At 70.9% G+C, this 19108-nt stretch carries 18 protein-coding genes and 1 pseudogene; 8 read left to right on the top strand and 11 right to left on the bottom strand.

Annotated elements, in window-relative coordinates; translation table 11 throughout:
• Nucleotides 1-3 precede the first annotated feature (3 nt).
• Entirely contained in the window at nucleotides 4-222 is a 219-nt protein-coding gene (locus tag NX794_RS20405; RefSeq protein WP_258780035.1) for a ferredoxin, read from the top strand.
• A 117-nt stretch (nucleotides 223-339) separates the two neighbouring features.
• Nucleotides 340-945: a DUF6461 domain-containing protein gene (locus NX794_RS20400; protein ID WP_258780034.1), complete on the top strand. Its 606-nt coding sequence runs from the start codon at nucleotides 340-342 to the stop codon at nucleotides 943-945.
• A gap of 44 nt (nucleotides 946-989) precedes the next feature.
• On the opposite strand, the gene lysA is transcribed toward NX794_RS20400, so the two are convergent.
• Nucleotides 990-2276, bottom strand: a complete 1287-nt coding sequence (gene lysA, locus NX794_RS20395; protein ID WP_258780033.1) for a diaminopimelate decarboxylase — start codon at nucleotides 2274-2276, stop codon at nucleotides 990-992.
• A 138-nt stretch (nucleotides 2277-2414) separates the two neighbouring features.
• Between lysA and NX794_RS20390 the strand changes: the two genes are divergently transcribed.
• Nucleotides 2415-4031: a helix-turn-helix domain-containing protein gene (locus NX794_RS20390; protein ID WP_258780032.1), complete on the top strand. Its 1617-nt coding sequence runs from the start codon at nucleotides 2415-2417 to the stop codon at nucleotides 4029-4031.
• On the opposite strand, the gene NX794_RS20385 is transcribed toward NX794_RS20390, so the two are convergent.
• The 3 genes from NX794_RS20385 to NX794_RS20375 all read right to left on the bottom strand — a co-directional run bounded on the left by NX794_RS20385 (nucleotide 4016) and on the right by NX794_RS20375 (nucleotide 7811).
• Entirely contained in the window at nucleotides 4016-5611 is a 1596-nt protein-coding gene (locus tag NX794_RS20385) for a serine hydrolase domain-containing protein (protein ID WP_258780031.1), read from the bottom strand. The genes NX794_RS20390 and NX794_RS20385 overlap by 16 nt on opposite strands.
• Complete coding sequence (locus NX794_RS20380; RefSeq protein WP_258780030.1) at nucleotides 5611-7104, bottom strand: APC family permease; 1494 nt, start codon at nucleotides 7102-7104, stop codon at nucleotides 5611-5613. Before NX794_RS20380 ends, NX794_RS20385 begins: the two co-directional genes overlap by 1 nt.
• A 281-nt stretch (nucleotides 7105-7385) precedes the next feature.
• Nucleotides 7386-7811, bottom strand: a complete 426-nt coding sequence (locus NX794_RS20375) for a winged helix-turn-helix transcriptional regulator (protein ID WP_258780029.1) — start codon at nucleotides 7809-7811, stop codon at nucleotides 7386-7388.
• Nucleotides 7812-7886: 75 nt separating this feature from the next.
• Here NX794_RS20375 and NX794_RS20370 point away from each other — a divergent pair, with 75 nt between their 5' ends.
• Nucleotides 7887-8816 carry an NADP-dependent oxidoreductase gene (locus tag NX794_RS20370; protein ID WP_258780028.1) on the top strand — a complete coding sequence of 310 codons (930 nt, stop codon included), beginning with the start codon at nucleotides 7887-7889 and terminating at the stop codon, nucleotides 8814-8816.
• Between the two features lie 153 nt (nucleotides 8817-8969).
• Here NX794_RS20370 and NX794_RS20365 read toward each other — a convergent pair whose 3' ends face one another.
• Nucleotides 8970-9875, bottom strand: coding sequence for a LysR family transcriptional regulator (locus NX794_RS20365; protein WP_258780027.1), 906 nt, complete (start codon nucleotides 9873-9875; stop codon nucleotides 8970-8972).
• A 138-nt stretch (nucleotides 9876-10013) separates the two neighbouring features.
• Here NX794_RS20365 and NX794_RS20360 point away from each other — a divergent pair, with 138 nt between their 5' ends.
• Both NX794_RS20360 and NX794_RS20355 read left to right on the top strand, forming a co-directional pair.
• Nucleotides 10014-10832, top strand: a complete 819-nt coding sequence (locus tag NX794_RS20360; RefSeq protein WP_258780026.1) for an inositol monophosphatase family protein — start codon at nucleotides 10014-10016, stop codon at nucleotides 10830-10832.
• Between the two features lie 41 nt (nucleotides 10833-10873).
• Nucleotides 10874-11470, top strand: coding sequence for an NADPH-dependent F420 reductase (locus NX794_RS20355; RefSeq protein WP_258780025.1), 597 nt, complete (start codon nucleotides 10874-10876; stop codon nucleotides 11468-11470).
• Nucleotides 11471-11492: 22 nt separating this feature from the next.
• Here NX794_RS20355 and NX794_RS20350 read toward each other — a convergent pair whose 3' ends face one another.
• Nucleotides 11493-12416, bottom strand: coding sequence for an alpha/beta hydrolase (locus tag NX794_RS20350; protein ID WP_258780109.1), 924 nt, complete (start codon nucleotides 12414-12416; stop codon nucleotides 11493-11495).
• Nucleotides 12417-12486: 70 nt separating this feature from the next.
• Between NX794_RS20350 and NX794_RS20345 the strand changes: the two genes are divergently transcribed.
• On the top strand, nucleotides 12487-12963 hold the full coding sequence (locus NX794_RS20345; protein ID WP_258780024.1) for a MarR family winged helix-turn-helix transcriptional regulator: 477 nt from the start codon (nucleotides 12487-12489) through the stop codon (nucleotides 12961-12963).
• A 194-nt stretch (nucleotides 12964-13157) separates the two neighbouring features.
• Here NX794_RS20345 and NX794_RS20340 read toward each other — a convergent pair whose 3' ends face one another.
• From NX794_RS20340 to NX794_RS20330, 3 genes are all read right to left on the bottom strand, one after another.
• Nucleotides 13158-13481, bottom strand: a complete 324-nt coding sequence (locus tag NX794_RS20340; protein ID WP_428985936.1) for a peptidase inhibitor family I36 protein — start codon at nucleotides 13479-13481, stop codon at nucleotides 13158-13160.
• Between the two features lie 284 nt (nucleotides 13482-13765).
• Nucleotides 13766-14152 (bottom strand): gas vesicle protein GvpJ, encoded by a 387-nt coding sequence (gvpJ, locus tag NX794_RS20335; RefSeq protein ID WP_258780022.1) that lies wholly within the window; start codon nucleotides 14150-14152, stop codon nucleotides 13766-13768.
• A gap of 410 nt (nucleotides 14153-14562) precedes the next feature.
• Entirely contained in the window at nucleotides 14563-15819 is a 1257-nt protein-coding gene (locus NX794_RS20330) for an ROK family transcriptional regulator (RefSeq protein ID WP_258780021.1), read from the bottom strand.
• Nucleotides 15820-15985: 166 nt separating this feature from the next.
• Between NX794_RS20330 and NX794_RS20325 the strand changes: the two genes are divergently transcribed.
• Nucleotides 15986-17818, top strand: coding sequence for an RICIN domain-containing protein (locus tag NX794_RS20325; protein WP_309506010.1), 1833 nt, complete (start codon nucleotides 15986-15988; stop codon nucleotides 17816-17818).
• 398 nt (nucleotides 17819-18216) lie between these two features.
• On the opposite strand, the pseudogene NX794_RS20320 reads toward NX794_RS20325, so the two are convergent.
• Together NX794_RS20320 and NX794_RS20315 are read right to left on the bottom strand one after the other, a co-directional pair.
• A pseudogene (locus NX794_RS20320) lies at nucleotides 18217-18427 on the bottom strand (diadenosine tetraphosphate hydrolase); the annotation flags it as partial.
• Between the two features lie 111 nt (nucleotides 18428-18538).
• A complete protein-coding gene (locus NX794_RS20315; RefSeq protein ID WP_258780020.1) occupies nucleotides 18539-19084 on the bottom strand; it encodes a P-loop nucleotide/nucleoside kinase family protein in 546 nt (181 codons plus the stop codon).
• Between the last annotated feature and the right edge of the window lie 24 nt (nucleotides 19085-19108).

Here is a 19108-nt window from a genome sequence, read left to right as displayed (position 1 = left end):
CCCATGACCTGGCACCTCGACGTGGCCTCCGACCGCTGCATCGGCTCCGGCATGTGCGCCGGAGCGGCACCGGACCTGTTCGCCCTGGACACCGATCACGCGCACCCGGTACGCGCTGACATCCCCGACGACGAGCGCGCCCTGGAGGCGTCCGACATCTGCCCGATGCTGGCGATCACCGTCCGGGACGCCGAGGGGAAGGAGATCGGGCCTCGCGAGTGAGCGGCCCGCGGTATCGGCAGAGCGGGTGACTTCCACTCCTGAGGTGAGTGCGCCGCGCGATTTCCGTGTGCAGAAGGAGAGTTGGGTAGTGACAGTGGCGCCTGCGATACTCTGGCCATGGCTGACATATCTACGGCGGACGACTACGCCTGGTTGAGCGACCAGTACGAAGACCTGATGGACGCATACTGCGTCACGCTCGTCAACAGAATCACTCCTGAGGAACTCCTCGAATCGCTCGGCGCGGAAACGCGCGTGCGTATCGCCGGGGTGGCCGGGCTCTGTGAGCCGTCGTTCGACGTCCCGGACGATCACAAGATGTTCGTGGGGGTCGCCCCTCTCGGCGAGTGGTCCCTGATGGTCGAGTACAACGGCTACCTGGGCATCACGGGCCAAGCCATGCTCCCCATCTCATCCGGACGCACCGTGGTTTCGCACTTCTATAACGTCAACGGCGTAAACCGCTTCTGCTGGTACGAGAATGGCGACGCACGCCTCACCTTCGAGCCTGACGCGGCTTCCCATCGTGAGGGCAGTAACCCTGACGACCTGCTGACCGAGATGCAGGAATGCGGATTCGACCTGACCGACGACGACTGGGGCTCCGAAACCCGGTTCGAGGCTCCCTTCGCCCTCGCCGAGCGCATCACAGGCGTACGCCTGACGCCCCAGATCTTCGCATCCGCCGAGTTCCTGTGCGGCCTCGTGCGCGAGCCCCGATAAGCGCTCCGCCGAATTACTTTAGTGCCGGCCGGGGGAGGGGGATGCTACGGCAGATCCCGGCGCATCAGGTCGGCGTAGGTCTCGCGGCGTACCACGGCGCGGTGCGCGCCGTCGCGGACGAACACCACCGGCGGACGGCGCGCGCCGTTGTAGTTGTTGCTCAGCGCGTAGGTGTAGGCGCCGGTGACCGGTACGGCGATCAGGTCTCCGACGCGCGGGTCTGCCAGCGGGACGCCGGCGCTGAGGGTGTCACCGGACTCGCAGTGCCGGCCCACCAGGTGGCACAGCTCGCCGCCGCCGGTCGGGCGGACGGCGACGGCGGCCTCGAAGCGCTGCTGGTACAGGGAGACTTCGAGGTTGTCGCCCATGCCGCCGTCGACGGCGACGAAGGTGTGGCCCGCGCCGCGTTTGACGGAGACGACCCGGTACAGCGAGACCCCGGACTCGGCCACCATCGAGCGGCCCGGCTCGATGAGGATGCGGGCGCCGGCGGGCAGCAGGCGTCGGGCGACGTCGGTGACGGCGTCGAGGTACGCCTCCACCGTCGGCGGCCGGTCGGCGTAGGTATAGCGGGAGCCGAGCCCGCCGCCCAGGTCGTAGACGCCGAACTCGCCGAGTTCGGCGACCGCCTCGACGGCCTGCGCGAAAGGGGCGAGGTCCAGGATCTGCGACCCCACGTGCACGTGGACGCCGTCCAGCCGTAGCCGGTCGCTGCCGCGCAGCCGCGCGATCGCAGCTCGCGCCTGTGGCAGGGGCAGACCGAACTTGGAGCCGTTCTGGCCGGTGGAGACGGCCTCGTGGGTGTCGGGGCGGATGCCGGGGGTGACCCGGACCAGTACCCCTTGCTCCGTCGCGGTGTCGGCGAGGATCTTCTCCAGCCGGTCGATGTCGTCGAAGTTGTCGACGACGACCGTCCCGGCGCCGGCCTCGACGGCCAGGCGCAGCTCCTCCTCGGTCTTGGCGTTGCCGTGGACGATCAGGCCGGCCGGGTCCGCGCCCGCGGCGAGGGCGAGGGCCAGCTCGCCGCCGCCGGCCACGTCGATGCCGAGGCCCTCCTCCGCGAGCAGCCGGATGACGGCGGTGCAGGGGAAGGCCTTGGAGGCGAAGGCGGCGCGGGAGTCGGGCCAACGGGCGGCCAGGCCGTCGGCGTACCGGCGGGCGCGGGCGCGGACCGACGCCTCGTCGAGGATCAGCGCGGGAGTGCCGTAGGACTCGGCGAGTTCGGACACCGGTACGCCACCGATCACCAGTGCGCCGCTCCCGTCCCGGGTGGTTCCGGGCGGGAACAGCCCCAGCAGTTCCTGGCCTGCCTGCGTCTGCGTCGTCGCCATCCGGGCTCCTCGTGCCACTGATCCGTCTCGTACTCCTGCCATGCTCCCGCTGCGGTCGCTCCCGATCATCGTTGACATCGTCAATACGCTCCTCCCAGAATTGACGCCCACAACAGTCCGTCGAGTAGGAGGTGCGTCGTGCGGGAGTCCGGCGCTCGGGGGCACCTGTCCGTTCGTCAGCTCGTGGACCACATCGGTCCTGCGCTGCTGCGCCTGGTCCAGGAGGGGACCGGCAGCGGCGCACCGCTCACCGACATCGCCATCCATGCCCCCGGTGCCCCGGCACAGTTCGGACCGGGATGCGTGGTGCTGGGGGTCGGCGTGACCACGGAGGCCGAGCTGCGCGAGCTGACCGCGGCCATGCGGGAGTCCGGCGCGGAGGTGCTGGCGGTGAAGGCCCCGGTGCCGCCGTCGGCCGACGACAAGCCGACGATCATCGAGGTCAACCGGGACGCGTCCTGGATGCATGTGGCGACGACCGTCCGTGAGCAGTTGCTTGAGTACGCAAGGACGCGCGTACGTTCGGCCGGCAGTGGCGCGGAGCTGTTCGCCCTCGCGAACGCCGTCTACGAGGCCATCGGCGCCCCGGTCACCATCGAGGACCGCTTCTCCGCGCTGGTCGCCTGGTCGGAGGGCCAGGACCGGACCGATTCCGAGCGGATCGAGACCATCCTGGGGCGGGCCGTGCACCAGCGGACGCTCGCCGAACAGCGCGAGCGGCAGGAGTTCGAGCGGCTCCATGCCAGCACCGGACCGGTGTACATGGAGGCGACCGGAGCGGATCAGCTGGCGAGAGTGGCCATCGCGGTCCGGGCCGGTTCGGACGTCCTCGGCTACATCTGGGCCGCCGTCCCCGGTCCGCTCGACCAGGCGGCCACGGCCCGGTTGCGCGAACTCGCGCCCGTGGTCGCGCTGCAACTGGTCGGCCTGCGCACGGAGACCAGTTACGCCCGGCGCCAGCGCGGCGAGCTGGCCGCCGCGGTGCTCGGCGGGGCGGCCGACCCGGTGGAGGCGAGCCGCCTGCAACTGGGCTCCGGCCCGGTCTGCGTTCTGGCGGCTGCCCCGCGGCCGGCCGGGAGTGCGGACTCCGACGCGCTGGACGCCGCCGGGCTACGCCGGTTCGCCGACACGCTGGAGTACTTCCTGGCGGCCGTCCACCCCCGGTCAGCCCTGGTGACGGGCACCGGAGCCGTCTACGTGCTGGCTGCCTGGCCGCCGGAACACGCCACGCCTCTGGAGTCGGCCGTCGCCCTGGCCCGCGATTTCCTCACGCGCACACCGCTGGCCGGTGACTACGTGGTCGCCGTCGGCGGCCCGGCCGAATCCCTGGGCCGGATCGCCGACGTACGGGCTCAGGCGGACGCCGCGCTGCGGGCGCTACGGCACCCGGCCGTCCGCGGACCGGCCGTGCGCACCGTGGAGGACATGGCGCTGGCGGTGCTGCTGCTGCACCTCGCCGACGCGACCGAGGCGCTCGGCCTGCCGGACACCGGCGGCGCGCTGCACCGGCTGCGCCGGGAAGAGGGCCCGGACGGTCCGCTGGCCGCGACCCTGGCCGCCTACCTCGCCGCCGCGGGAGCCACCGACACCGCGGCGAAGGCCCTGAACATCCACCCCAACACCATGCGGTACCGGTTGCGCCGCATCCGCGAGGTGTCCGGACTGGACTTCGCCGATGCCGACGCCATGCTGCTCGCGCACCTCCAGCTCCGGGTGCGCGAGCTGCGGACGGGCGCTTCCTACGGCTCCGGCTGATCCCGGAACGAGCGCGTGTAGCGGCACCCGTCCAAGTCGACCCAGAGCACCGCGCCGTCCAGGGCGGGCCCGGACGTCAGGCGCTCCGGCAGCCGCGGGTCGGCTCCGACGCGGAACGTCCCGTCGTCGAGGGGGATGAGTTCGGGTTCGTCGCAGGGCGCTTCCACGCCGGTCGCGGCGATCATGTGCAGTCGTCCGGCCCGCTGCACGATGCTGAAGCAGGGGTACCAGGGGGTGTAGCTCCGGTAGTGGCCTGCGAGCGCGTGCGGGGGAGTGGCCGGCGCGGAGGGCCCCGGGCCCAGTGACTCGGGTCCGTAGAGCCAGCGTCCGTCCAGCGAGTGGTGGTAGGCGGACCATCCGGGGTGATCGCACACCAGCCGCCCGTCTCCGCTGTCGTACAGCCTGCCGGTCACGCCGTCCGAAGTGAGCGAGAGACGGTCGTCCCCCGTGGCCTCGACCCGGATCTGACGCGGCGCCGTTCCGTGGACCCCGACGTGGCGCTGGGCATCGGGAATCCGCTCCGGGTCGAAGAGCGTCGGATCCGCCGGGGCTCCCTGGACGACGGCGAGCACATGGCGGGCGAAGCGGTCGATGACGGGGCACTCGCCGGGTGCGTTGGTGAGTACGGCGACACCGTGCCCGCCGTCGGTGTCGACGGCGAGGTACGACCGGTATCCGACCATCCCGCCGGCGTGCGTCAGCCAGGTGTGGCCGTCGACCACTTCCACGTCCACGCCGAGCGCGTAGGTGGAACTGGCACTGTCGGCGGGTACCGCGACGATCTGCCGGAAGCGCTCGGACTCGATGATCCTGGTGCCGTCCAGGGTGCCCCGGCCCAGCAGCATACGGGCGAACAGGCCCAGGTCGGAAGCGGTCGCCAGGACGTTCCCGTCGGCCGACGCGTACTCGAAGAAGCCGGCCGGCGCGAGCGGGGCCGACGGCGGCGGCGGGCGGTCGTCGCGCTGGAACCGGTACCCGGTGGCGAGTTCGGCGACGTCCTCGTGAGTGATCCGGGCCGCCGAGTCGCGCATGCCGAGGGGGCGCAGCAGGCGTCCGGTCATGGCGTCCGCCAGCGATTCCCCCGTCACCTGCTCGACGATCAACCCCAGCAGGTTGTAGCCCTCGTTGGAGTAGTGGAACAGTTCACCTGGCTCGGCCCAGGTCCGCGCGTCACGCAGCGCGTAGCCGCGTGCGGTGGCATCGGGCAGCGCGTCGGCCCCGGCCACCAGGCCGGAGGTGTGCCGCAGCAGGTGCCGGACGGTGATCGGGCGGAAGCCGCCGCTCGGGGCGAACCAGGGCAGATGGTCGGCGGCCGGCGCGTCGAGGTCCACCTTCCCCTCGTCCGCCAGTACGCCGAACAGGACGGCGGTGAAGGTCTTGCTGATGGAACCGATCTCGAACCGCGTACGACGGGAGACCGGCACCCTCGTCTCCGCGTTCGCGAACCCCGCGGAGACGAACGCGGACTCGCCGGCCCTGTCGACGACGCTGATCGCGATTCCCGGCACCGGCCACCAGGCCCGCAACCGCTCCGCAAGCCCGGAGACCACCCCTTGCGTGTCCATCCCTTGCGTGTCCATCAGACGCCCGCCTTCCGCGAACCGAATCCCGCGAACCGGTCCGGACCCAGCTCGACCTGGGAAGAGTCGATCTCCGCGTCCGGCCGGTCACCTTTGACCAACCGCCGGCACAGCGGATACAGCAGTACGGCCGACAGCGCCACCGCGAGACTCGCGCCGAACATCGCGGCGTCATCGACCGCCGTGCTCCACGCCAGGTACACGATCATCGCCGTGGGCAGCACGACGACCAGGACCGCGCCGGGCCAGCCGCCGGGGACCCGAACCGGCCGGAGCATCCGCGGATACCTCCAGCGGAGCACCAGGAAGGCCGCGAACTCCAGCAGGATCGAGGCCAGGGTGAGCAGCACCGTGGCCCGCAGGATCGAGCTGAAGTCGACGGCCGAGAGCACGACGACGACGGTGGTACTCGCCAGCAGCGCACCCACCGGCGTGTCGAACCGTTTGCTGTCCCGGGCCATCCAGCGCGGCAAGTACGCGTCCGCGGCCAGCGCCCGCGGAACCCGGGTGCTCGTCAGCAGGATCGCCATGAACAGCCCCACCAGGGAGAGCCCCGATCCCAGGGAGATCAGCACCTTCAGCCAGATCCCGCCCAGGGCGTCGCCCACCACGATGAAGTCGCCCCGTTCCCAGTCGGCGGGCGCGCCCTGGTGCAGCCCGCTGCCGACGGCGGCGAGCGTGGGCAGCAGGTAGGCGGCGATGATCAGCGGAACCGAGATGACCAGGGCCCGGGTGTAGGTCCGGTGCGCGTCGGCGACCTCGCCAAGGACGGTGCTCGGGCCGTCGAAGCCGAGGTACAGCCATACGATCACGCCGAGCGCGCCGGCCACCGACGAGTGGACACTCTGCCCCGGCACCATGAAGGGCGAGAGCACGTTGACCCCGTGGCCGACCGCATGCCAGATGCCGAGGACCGTGAGGACCGCGAAGGGCGCGAGGATCAGCAGCATCATCCCGACCGAGTACTCGCTCACCGCCTTGGAGCCGCGGTAGTTCAGATACGCCATCGGGACGATGAGGGCGACGGTGACGATCCAGTGCAGGTCCACGACGAAACCGCCGTGGAACAGGTCCACGATCACCAGTCCCTTCCCGCGGGCGATGCCCGGGACCCAGGTGGCCAGGTAGTCGACCAGCAGGATCGGGTAGAGCGCGAGGTTCAGCACCGACCCGATCGCATTCCACGCCCCGAACACGAATGCCGCGCCCCTGCCGAGCGCGATCTTCGTCCAGTGGTAGTAGCCGCCGTCGACCGGTATGGCGGCACTCAACTCCGCCGCCACCAGCGCGTTCGGCACGCCGAAGACCACCGGCACCAGGGCGATCATCAGCAGGGTCATGCCCGGACCGGCGCTGGAGAGTGAGGCTTCGAGCCCGAAGGGGCCTCCGGACACCGTGAAGAAGAAGATTCCGACCAGGGGCAGCACGCCGAGCGTGCGTCGGCCCGCCTCGGGCGCCGACCGCGTGATCTCCGGCGGGACAAGTTCGGTCATCCTGGGCTCCACTCTCCGTTCGCGCCTGGTCGGCACAACGTAGGGGGGTGTCACCGAGGCCGTCCTCGTCGTGCGCGTCAAAGCCGAGGCCCGTCGGTTGTCGCTGTCACCAACGCCGGCCTGAACCGCCCCGGACGCGACGAGGCTCCGGACGACGAGGGCATGCGGACCAGCTTGCCCGACGACTCCTCCGAGGCGCCGACGTCGTCCTCGCCGACGAACAGCTTGGTCATGCCGTTCCAGCCACCGATGCCGCACCGCGCTCGGCGGCCCCCCACCCATCAGCCGCTTGGACAACGCTGCGGGTCGACAGAGCCGGCGGGGTCTACGTCGCCATGGGCGACCGGCTCGGGACCGGCGTCGAGCGCGTCGAGCACCGCTTCGCCGTTCGCCTTCGCCCACTCGGTCAGCACATGGATCGGATCGATCAGCGTCGCCCCGAGCGGAGTGAGTTCGTACTCGACGCGCGGCGGCACCTCGGCGTAGGCGTGGCGCCGGACGAGTCCGTGCGCCTGAAGCCGTCGGAGCGTCTGCGTGAGCATCTTGCGGGAGATGCCGCCGATCAGCTCGATCAACTCGCCATGGCGCACCGGACCCCTACTGAGTCCGGCGAGCACGACCACCGTCCACTTGTCGGCGATGAGTTCGACCGCCAGACGCGCCGGACAGTCGGCGAGAAAGGGATCACCGGGACCGAATCCGCTCACGACGCCAAAGGTACCTGCTGGTTCCTGTCGGGAACCTAGCCTGGGTTCTCTCCCCCTTCCCAAGCCAGGAGAGTCATGCGAGCTGTCATCCAGGAGACGCTGGGCGGTCCGGAGGTGCTCACCATCGTGGACGTGCCCGAACCCCAGCCGCTCCCGACCGAGGTCCTCGTCCGCGTCAAGGCGATCGGACTGAACCCGCTGGAGGCGCGCCTGCGCGCCGGCGAGTTCCCGCTGATCGGCCGGCCGCCGTTCATCCTCGGCTGGGACATCAGCGGCGTGGTCGAGGAGTCACCGCGGACGTGGCGGTTCAGGCCCGGCGACGAGGTGTTCGGGATGCCGCTGTTCCCGCGGGCGGCAGGCGGGTACGCCGAGGTCGTGGCCGCGCCCGCGCTGCACCTGGCACGCAAACCGGCGTCGCTCTCTCATGTCGAAGCCGCTGCGCTGCCGGTCGTCGGGCTGACGGCGTGGCAGGGCCTCGTCGATCTCGGCGGCGTGACGGAAGGCGACCGCGTCCTGGTCCACGGCGGCGGCGGAGGCGTCGGCCACGTCGCGATCCAGATCGCGAAAGCGCTCGGCGCGCACGTGATCGCGACCGCCGGCGCGGGCAAGCAGGAGTTCGTCGCGGGCCTCGGCGCCGACGAGGTGATCGACTACACGACGGTCGACTTCACCGAGGCGGTCCGCGACATCGATGTCGTACTCGACACGATCGGCGGCGACACCGTCGAGCGGTCGCTCGCGGTGCTCCGTCCCGGCGGTCACCTGGTGACGGCGGTCGCCGAGGAGGACGCGGAGCTCACAGCCACGTACGAGGCGGCCGGCATGCGCTTCAGCGGCATCGCGGTCGACCCCGATCCGGTCGCCCTGCGCGGTCTCGTCGCACTCGCCGAACAAGGCAGGCTCCGGGTCCACGTGCACGAGACGTTCCCGTTCGAGCACGTCGCCGACGCGCACCGACTGCTCGACGGCGGCCACCTCCGGGGCAAGCTCGTCCTCACCCTCTGATCCCGTCGGCGCACAGCCATGCCGAGCCGGGCACACGACCCGCGGGTATCCCCGTTCCCTGAGGGTCTGCCGCCTTGCACTGAGCCTGCTGGAGCACAGGGCCGGTCCTGCGGTCGCGTCGACCACCGCCGCACCGCCAACCCGCGACGCCGGTTACGACGGTCCGCCCATGGCGAGCGCGGTGCGCGCCAGCCCGCGCAGCCAGACGTGGGCCTGATCGGTGTCGTAACGCTGATGCCATGAGAGGTACACCGGTGCCGAGGGCAGTTCGAGCGGCAGCGGAAGTACGGCCAGTCCGAGGCCGGCGACCGTGGAGCGGGTGGTGGCTTCGGGGACGCTGACCAGGAGGTCGGAGTCGCGCGCGAATGCCAACGCCGCCGCTTCCGTGGACGCCGTCGCCACCACCCGCCGAGTGAGGCCGAGCCGCGCCAGAGCGTCGTCGAGGGCGTTGCCGAGGTTTCCGCGACGGGAGACGGTGACGTGCTCGGCGTCGGCATAGCGCTGTGCGGTGACGGCTTTGACGCGGGTGAGGGGGTGCCCCTGCCGCACGACGACGACAAGGCGGGACTCGCCCACCTTCTCGGCCCGGATATCGGGTGCGCTCGGGCGGTTGGCGTTCGCTTCCAGGTCGACCTCGCCGCGCCGCAACTCGGGGGTGTCGACGCTCGATTCCGCGACGAAGCGCAGGCGCACGCCCGGCGCCTGTCCACGCACGGCCGCGAGCAGTGCGGGCCCGCTCAGGGCGACCAGGGAATCGTGCCAGCGGAATGTGAAGGTCCGGTCCAGCGTCGCCAGGTCGAGTTCACGGCTCGGTGCCAGCACCGCCTGGACCTGGTGGAGCAACTCGTGCACCTGCTCCCGTACGGCGATCGCGTACGGCGTCGGCGTCATCGTACGGCCGGTGCGCACCAGGATCTGGTCCCCGGTCGTGCGCCGGATCCGGCCCAGACTCCGGCTCATGGCGGGGGCGGTGACATGCAGACGCGCGGCCGCCCCGGCCACGCTGCCCTCCTCCAGCAGCGCGTCGAAGGCGGCGAGCAGATTCAGATCCAATTGCATCCGAGTAATCCTAGCCGTGCCTGACATGCATTTGAAGTCAATCACGAGGCTCTATACCGTCGTTGTGAGAGCGCAAGACGGAGTCCACGGCTTGGCTCGACCGGCCTCATCACCCCCTGCTCAGACGGGAGCACCCCTATGTCCGAAACGCCTCAGTCCACGGTCGCCGCCGCCTCCGACGCCGACCTGCTCGGCCAGACCGCGAGTGCCGTGCGCGCGGCCGGTGCGGCGCTGCGCGAGCGCTTCGGTGAGGTCGTCCGCTACGAGAGCCGCGAGGAGCTGATGCGCGCGCTCGCCGCCAACGACGACACGGCCCTTGCCCTACTGCGCCCCCGCCTCACAGTCCTGCGTCCGGACGCCGGCTGGGTGGAGGACGAACTCGACGGCGGGGCCCTGCCGCCCGGCGAATGGTGGGTCGTCGATCCGGCCGAAGGCAACGTCAACCACCTGCACGCCCTGCCGGAGTGGGCGGTGACCGCCACCCTCGTGCGCGACAACCAGCCGGTGCTCACCGCCGTCCACCTGCCCTTGACCGGTGAGACGTACACCGCGCTCGCCGGCGCCGGCGCCCACCTCGACGGCCGGCCGCTGCGCGTCGCCGGTACCGGGGACCTCGGCCTGAGCATCGTCGCCACCAGCCAGGCCCGGCCGGACGAGGACGAGAAGGTCGTGCGGCGCGTCGGCGCCTCGATCACCGCGATGCTCTCCGACGCGCTCGTCGTCCGCACCGCCGTCCCCGCGACCCTGCACCTGGCGAACGTGGCCGCCGGCCGGATCGACGCCTTCTGGCAGTTCGCGGGTGCCCGTGCGGACTTGCTCCCCGGGGCGCTGCTCGTCACCGAGGCCGGCGGCCGGATCTCCGACGCCGAGGGCCGCCGCTGGACTCCGGAGAGCGAGAGCTTCCTCGCCGCCGCGCCCGGCATCCACGCCGAGGCCGTCGTCGCGCTCTCGCGCTGACCGCACACCACCACCCGCACACACGGAAGGACCAGCTCATCATGACCACGATCGCGGTTCTCGGAAACGGCCGCGTCGGCGGCAACCTGGCCAGGGCCCTCACCCGGGCAGGGCATGAGGTCACCGTGGCGGACCGTACGCCGGGCGCTGCCGCCGATGCCGCACGGACCGCCCGGATCGTCATCAACGCCACCCCGGGCGCCGGCTCGCTGGACCGGCTCGCCGCCCTGCGTGCGGAACTGCGGGGCAAGGTCCTCGTCGACGTTTCCAACGCCACCGTCGACGGACCGGACGGGCTGCCCGCCGGCCTGCTCCATCCCGGCGCGAGCCTCGCCGAGCAGCTTCAGGAGGCGCTCCCTGACACACGTGTCGTCAAAACCCTCAACACCATGCTCTTCCCGGTGATGACCGCGCCCGCCTCCCTCGCCCAGGCACCCGACGCGTTCCTCTCGGGCGAGGACGCGGAAGCCAAGCAGACCGTCCGCGAACTGCTCGCCGACCTCGGCTGGCGCGACGAGTGGATCACCGATCTCGGCGGGATCCGGACCGCGCGCGCCACGGAGGCCGCGATCCTGTTCGTACCACACGTCATCCGGTCCAGCGGATTCGCCCCCTTCGCGATCTCCATCGCCCGCTGACGGCGCACCGAAACCGTCGGCTTCAGCCTTCCGGAGTTCCCGTCGCCGCACTCACGCGCATGCGCTGGCCGAGGAAGAGGGCGGCGCGCTCCAGCGCCTCGTCCGCCTCGTCCAGGGTGCCGGCGAACGCCTGGAAGACATGGGGGACGTCGGCGGTGACGTCGAGGATGACGTCCACACCGGCTTCCCTCGCGCGCGTGGCCAGGCGTGTGGAGTCGTCCAAGAGGACCTCGTTGGTGCCCACCTGGAGGAGCATCGGGGGGAAGCCGGTGAGGTCGGCGAGGGTGGCGGGGCTGAGCATCGGCTGGTGCGGGTCCTGCCCCGCGAGATACATGGCGCCCGTGTGTGCCATGCCCTCACGGGTCAGGAGCGGGTCGACGTCCGCCTTGGTGTCCATGCTCGCGCCGGTCCGCGTCATGTCGAGCCCGGGGGAGAACGCCACGACAGCGGCGGGCATGGGCAGTCCGGCGGTGCGGGCGGCGAGGCAGGTGGTGACGGCGAGGCCGCCGCCGGCGGAGTCCCCGGCGAACGCGATCGCCGACGGATCCGCACCGCTGTCGAGGAGCGCCCGGTACGCGCTCAGCCCGTCCTCGATCGCGGCCGGGAACGGGTGCTCGGGGGCGAGCCGGTAGTCCAGGGAGAACGCGCGGAACCCGGTTCGGGCCACCAGGTTGCCGGTCAGCGACATGGCCGTCTCCGGCGAACCGACGACGTAGGAGCCGCCGTGGAAGTAGAGAACGGTCCCGGCCTTCGGCGCGTCGGCCGCCTCGACCAGTACGGCAGGCATCTCGCCGAGCGTGACAGCCCGGGTGCGGATACCGGCCGGGACGATCATTCCGGCCATCATCGTTCTGAACCGGAAACGGAGTTCCTCCACCGTCGACGGACCCTCGGGTCGGGGCCGCCGGAGCATCTCGTCGATCTCCACACGCTGTTGCCTGCTCATCTTCTGCTCCGTCATCGTAAGTGCCTGCCCTGGAAGTATATGCCCAGGCATGTAGGTTACGATATATGCCATGGCAACCAAGTCAAGCGGCGGCCGGGCCCACCTCCCCGGCTTCTTCGCCGATCTCGTCCGCTGTGAGACACGCCTCTACAACGCGCTGAACGACCGTCTCCGCGCGCGGCACGGGATCGTGACCTCCCAGTTCGAGTTCCTGCGCTGCCTGCGTGACCACCCCGGGTCCCGGGTGGCGGACCTCGCTTCCGAGTTCGCCATCGGGATCGGCGCGGCGAGCAAGGGCATCGACCGTCTGGAGAAGCAGGCATGGGTCACGCGGCGGACCAATCCGTCGGACCGCCGCTCATCACTGCTGGACCTGACCGATGACGGCCTGCGCCTCGTCGAGGCGGCGGAGGTCACCTTCACCGAGACGCTGGCCGAACTGACGGCGGGCAGCCTCGACGGCCCCACGGGTCTCGCCGCGATGCAGGCTCTTTCGGCGCTGCGTTCCGCGCTCGAACGCGACCAGGTCGGACTTCCCGCGGGCTGACCAAACGCGTGGCCTCAGCGTCGGCGCGGTTCCGGGTCGTCGTTCTGGAAGGTCCCGTCACGACCCCGGAGGTGACGCCTTGGCGCGGCGGAGCGGCCCGAGGAGGCCAACCGCCTGCTGATGACCGGCCGGTTGGCCTCCTCGGGCCTGAACTGCCAGGTGTGCCGCGGGCTCGGCCGTGGCAGGACCCCGTCCTACTGGGGTTTGAACGAACGGATCTGGTAGTTCCCCTGGAGGTTGCCCTTCCCGTTGCTGGGTGTGGACCCCACGCGGTTGTGGTAGTTGGTCTGCGTGTAGTACTGCACACGGTGGTTGGTCCTGTTGAAGACCGACCGCACGTTGTGTCCCCGCTGGATGAAGGAACAGTTGTCCGCGGTGTTCGCTAACCGGTCCTGGGACCACTGGCACCGCGTCCCGGTGCCGTTCCAGTCGCTGTAGATGCAGAAGTAGCCGGAACTGCAGCTGTATGCCGCCCGGCTCTCCACGGTCTGGGCGGTCGCGGATGCCGCGGGCGCCATGCCGAGCACCGTCAGTATGGCGGTGGCCGTGATGGCGAACAGAGAAATGCGACGCACAAGTCCTCCTGGGCTTCGTGGGTTTGGGTGAGGAGTGACGATTCACCCCACAAGCGGAGAACTTGCCGCGACGAACCGCGGGCAAACGGCGGTACGGCTTAGCACACAGCAGCGACGCGTCACCGTTTCGACAAGCCGCGCAGGTGACTCCCTGCTTGCCGACTGAGCATGCCTCTCCCTCGATGAGGTTCACCCATGCCGCGCTGGCTCGCCGGCCCCCGTAGCCGTCAGCCGCCCGCTCCCGGGTGACCCTGCCGAGTCCGGCTCTCCTCACGCGCCTGCTGATAGGCATCGGAGAACGCTTCCGCCGCCCCGGACAGCAGGCCACGGGACGCGCTGCGGCCGTCACCCTCCGCGAGCTGCCGGGGAGCCTCCGCGTGCGCAGTCGCCCGGCGTGGTTCCGCCTCCAGATCGAGACGGTTGCAGGCCTCCGCGAAACGCAGGTAGGTGTCGATGCTGGCGACCACGACCCGGACATCGATCGTGATCAGCTCGATACCGATGAGGGACACCCGTACGTGGGCGTCGATCACCAGACCACGGTCGAGGATCAGCTCCAGAACGTCGTAGAGACCGCTGGAACCGCCCCCGCCGCCCTGTGCTGCCACCGTCATCACGACCAACCCCTTGCGAGCCGGGCAACGCACCCCGCGCGGCACAGCACCCGGCCACGAAGCACACCGTCTGCTCCGCGTGACCCCCACCGCCCGCGAGCAAACACCGCCCGCGATCAAACGTCGGAGCTGCGGCGGCCGAACTGCGCACGGTGCCCCCTTCGGCCGGGCACGAGAAGACGGCTCTGGATGATGCGGTGACTCGGCGAGAAGGGGGCGAGGCCCTGTCGTCAAACTCCCGCCTGCTCCGCGACGCCATGCACGCACTCTCGCCGCACCGGGCCCTGACCCAAGTACGTCCAGTACGAGGATCAGGGCCCGGCACGCCGAGAGCACGCACCTGACGCCGCGAAGCCCGCCCTCCGGGCGAACGGCGGGAGTTTGACGACAGGACCTAGGACCGGCCCGTATCAGGAGGCCGCCAGGCGCGGGTCCCGGTAGACCGCGTCGAGCGCCAGGTGCGCCCCGCCGCGAGCCGCCGCGGTGAATCCCAGCGTCGACAGGGAGACACGGCAGCCGCCACCGTCCGGTGCCATCACCCGGTCCCGGACCGCTGTACGGACGTCGTCCAGCATCAGATCGCCGATATGGCTGAAGTACCCGCCGAGGACCACGGCCGCCGGATTGAGGACGTCCGCCAGCAGGGCGATTCCCACACCCAGCCCGTCCGCCACCCGCCGCAGCGCCTCCGCGGTGCGCGGGTCGCCGGCCGCCGCCCGGCGCCGCAGCTCGCCCAGCCGCTCCTCCAGCGGCACGGTGTCGTCATGCACCGCGTCCGTCCCGTCCGCGGCGTCGGACAGCAGGGCCCCAAGCCCCACCACCGTCTCCCAGCAACCGCGCCGCCCGCACACGCAGACGCGCCCCCCGGCGCCGAGCGGCATGTGCCCGACCTCGCCCGCGTACCCCGCGAAACCCCGCAGCAGCCGGCCCCCGCTGATGATGCCCGCGCCGATGCCGCGCTCCCCGGTGACGCACACCAGGTCGTGCACGTCGGCCTTCCGTGCCCGCAGATACTCGGCGACGGCGCCGGCCTTCGCGTCGTTCTCCACCGTGACGGCCAAGGCGGTGGCGCCGAGCCGGTCGCGCAGTCCGCCGACGACCGGGACGTCCCGCCAGCCGAGCGCCGGCGCGTACGACACCATCCCGCGGGAGGCGTCCACGACGCCGGGCGCGGCGAACGTGAGCCCGACGGCACGCGACCCCGCCGCGTCGAGAGCGGCCAGGCAGTCCCGTACCGCCGCCGCCACGAGGTCCAGTACGGCGCCGGCGCCGGCCCGTCCGGCGGCGAGGGCGGTACGGGACTCGAAGGCGGTCTCCCCGTCCAGACCGAGCGCGATGACGTGCAGGTAGCTGGTGCTCACCTCCACACCGACACCCGCGATGTCCCGGCCGTCGAGATGCACCAGCGCCCCGGGCCGCCCCACCGACCCCTCCCGCCGCGCCACGCCCTCGCGGACCAGCCCCAGCCCCGCCAACTCGGCCACCAGGCTGGTGACCGTGGGCTTGGGCAGCCCGGTCTCCTCGGCGATCCGCGCCCGTGACCGGGGGCCGGCGTCCCGCAGCAGCCGCAGCAGCACGGCCAGGTTGGCCCGCCGTACGACCCCTCGCCCATCGGCGGCCGACGGCGCCCTCGACAGCGCGCCGATCACCTGCGGTCCTTGCTTCACCCGCCCGCCTCGATCATCACCCGCTCCTCCACACCCCGGCAGCAGACCGTGCCCATCTTGGCACCCGGCTTGCATGAGATACCCCACCGCTGCCGTGGGACTTGACACCCACCTCGATTAATTCGGATTGTAATCGAACTAATTAACACGGGAGAGGAGCACGTCTGTGTCAGCCCGTTCAAGAGCCCGGATCGCCGCCATTCTCGCCGTCGCTCTCGCCGCGGCGACCGCCCTGCTCATGGGTGCCGTCCCGGCTTCCCCGGCAGCCGCGAGCCACGACCCCGCCTACACCGTGACCATCGGCCGGAAGGGGCCCTGGACCCACCCGGACGATTCGCCCGCCGCCGCGTTCACCGACAAGGACGGGTCCTTCCACTACCAGTCCGCGCACGCCCTGTACGGCGCGGACGACCCACGAGAGTGGGTGTTCTCCTCCGGCACCGACTTCGACAAGGCCACCCGCGACGCCGGACTCAGCGAGGCGGCCGATCCCACCGACCCTCGCGACCGCAACGACGACACCACCTGGCGGTGCGACAACAGCCCCACCGGACGCGAAGCCACCGCCCCGCCCGCAGGATCCCGCTACGCGCGGAAGAACTACTGCGACCTGATGGGCGTCTGGGTCGACCCCGACACCGGCGACTGGATCGGCCTGGTCCACAACGAGTTCACGCCCGACCCGTTCGGCGACGGACTCCACTACGACGCGATCGACTACGCCGTCTCCACCGACCAGGGCCACACCTGGGACATCAAGGACCACGTCCTGACCTCGCCCTACAGCACCCGACGGGGCGACACCGGGACCTTCGGACACGAGACCTACTACTACGGCGACGGCGACCCACGCCTCTTCGTGGACACCGCCTCCGGATACTTCTACGTCTACTACAACTCCCGCGTCATCCCGAAGGGCGGCGTGCCCGGGGGCTGGACCGACGGCAGCCGCGCCCACGTGGCCCGCGCGCCCATGTCCGCGAAGATGGCGCCGGGTTCGTGGCGCAAGTGGTACGACGGTTCCTGGTCCCAGCCCGGACTCGGCGGCCTGGAAAGCAACATGGAGCCCGTCGACGCCGGCCACACCACCGGCTACACATCCGTCGCCCACGACTACCGCCCCGAGAACGCCGGCACGGTGAAGCAGCAGCAGGACGCCGGTTTGCTCCCCGCCAAGTCCGACCTGCTGACGATGAACATCGCGTACGACGCCTACCTGGGCCTGTACATCGGCCAGCCCGAAGCCCTCACCCAGGACAGCGGCGAACCCCAGCGCTTCTACGCCACCGACGACCTCAGCACCCAGAAGTGGCGGCTCCTCGGCGACTCCGGGACCTACCTCAGCGGCTCCTGGTACCGCTGGGTCCTCGACCCGGTCAACCGCACCAACTCCACCATCATCGGCAAGACCTTCCGCAGCTACTGCTCCTTCCAGTGCTCCGGCGGCGCCGACGGCGAGTACTACGACACCACCATCACCACCGGCAGCCCCGCCGCCGTCGTCACCACGGGCCGTCCCACCACCATCCGCAGCGGCACCGGCCGCCTCCTCGCCCAGACCACCGGCACCTCCGGCACCACTTCGCTCCCCGCCGGCTCCACCTCCGCCCGCGCCCAGTGGGTGTTCACCGCCGACGGCGACGGCTCCTACCGCATCACCAACGCCGCCACCGGAGGGCTCCTCGGCGTGGACTCCACGCGCGACGAGGGCCGTGCCTGGGGCGCGAAGCCCACGGTGACCGCGTCGCCCGCCGCCGGCCCCTCCGCGGGCCGGCAGTGGTTCGTCGTACCCGGCCGGGACAGCCGCGGACACGCCACCGGCACCGTACGCCTCGTCAACCGCTACAGCGGCCTCGTCCTCGGCCTGTCCGGCAACCCCGGACGGCTCGCCGAGACCACGCCCACCCGCGCCTGGACCGACAGGGGCGGCAGCGCGGTCGGCGGATCCCGGACGGCGGCCGAGCAGACCCTCACCCTCTCCACCGCCCGACCGCATTGACTCCCCGGAGGGGCACCGCCCGCCGCCGGCGCCCCTCCACCCGGCCCCCGGCACATGACGAGGGACCCGGTTCCACCTGCAGTTCCAGCTCCTCCCCGGCAGCGACACCGTCCGCCCGCCGGAGTGACGAACTCACCGCGGTCCGCTGTGAGTCCGACCTCGCCGTGGCGGTCGACCAGCGGTCGGGGGGCCGTACGCGACTCGGTCTCCGGCTACGCGGCCACCCGAACCGGGCCGACGCCATGCGCAAGGGAGCCAACGCACGTATCCACTGGCTCATCTCACGACGACCAACTCGTCACGATCGTCGCCCTGCTGGCCACCGATCTCCGGGCCTGTCGACCTGAGGGTGAAACGGGTCGCAACAATCAGGTGAGCGAACGCAGTTGATCCAGTTCGTGCAAGAACGGGTCCGTTGTTCTCCAGGATCTCCAGATTCACCCGGCGGAAAGCCGGGTCCAGCCGCCGACAGGCACGCTCGACCGCTTCGCCGAGCTGGTCCATGTCAGACAGGAACGACAGCCGCTTCGCCCTCGGCAGGTCCGACAGCCGCTGCACATCCGGCTCGTCCGCGAGCAGAACCGAGCAGCCAGGCAGGAATTGAACGTCGTGATCAAAGAACCGCTCACACGGTTCGCAGACCAGCAAGTGCGGCGAGCACCGTCCCCGCGACTGCTGGTGTCTCTCGCGTTCTCCGTGGCTGTCCGCTGCTACGGGGTTTCACGCCGGAAGGTCGTTCTCGCTGCTCTTGACGGCCTCTGCGATCCGCAGGGCTGTCTGCGCGGGCGTGAGGTGGGTGGTGTCGATGACCTCGGCCTCGGCGTGCAGCCATGTGCGGGCGGCCTCAGCGTAGGGGTCGAGATAGCGGAGACGGAACGGGGAGTTGGCGCCGACAACGGTGTCGCCCGCGATACGCCCGCGCAGGGTGTCCTGGTCGGCGTGGAGGACGAAGTGCCGGACCGGGATGGCGTGCTGGGCAAGACCTGAACTGATCTCGCGCCAGTACTGCTCGTCCAGGACCGTCATGGGCATCACCAGGACACCGCCGGTGTAGTCGAGGACGCGTCGGGCCGTCTCGACGACGAGCGGCCGCCACGGCGGCCAGTGCTGGAAGTTGTCCGTCACGGGCAGCCCTGGCTTGATGTCCATGAGTGTCTCGCCGACCTTTTCGGCGTCGAACACCCGTGAGCCCGGGATCAGCCGCTGCACGAGTGCACTGGTCGTCGTCTTGCCTGCGCCGTGGGTGCCGTTGAGCCATACGATCATGAACGTGACGCTAGCGTCGTGCGG

Source organism: Streptomyces pyxinicus, from assembly GCF_024753135.1.
Classification (GTDB): Bacteria; Actinomycetota; Actinomycetes; order Streptomycetales; family Streptomycetaceae; genus Streptomyces; species Streptomyces pyxinicus.
Note: the sequence above shows the minus strand (reverse complement) of the source record. Positions and strands in the feature narration are given on the sequence as shown.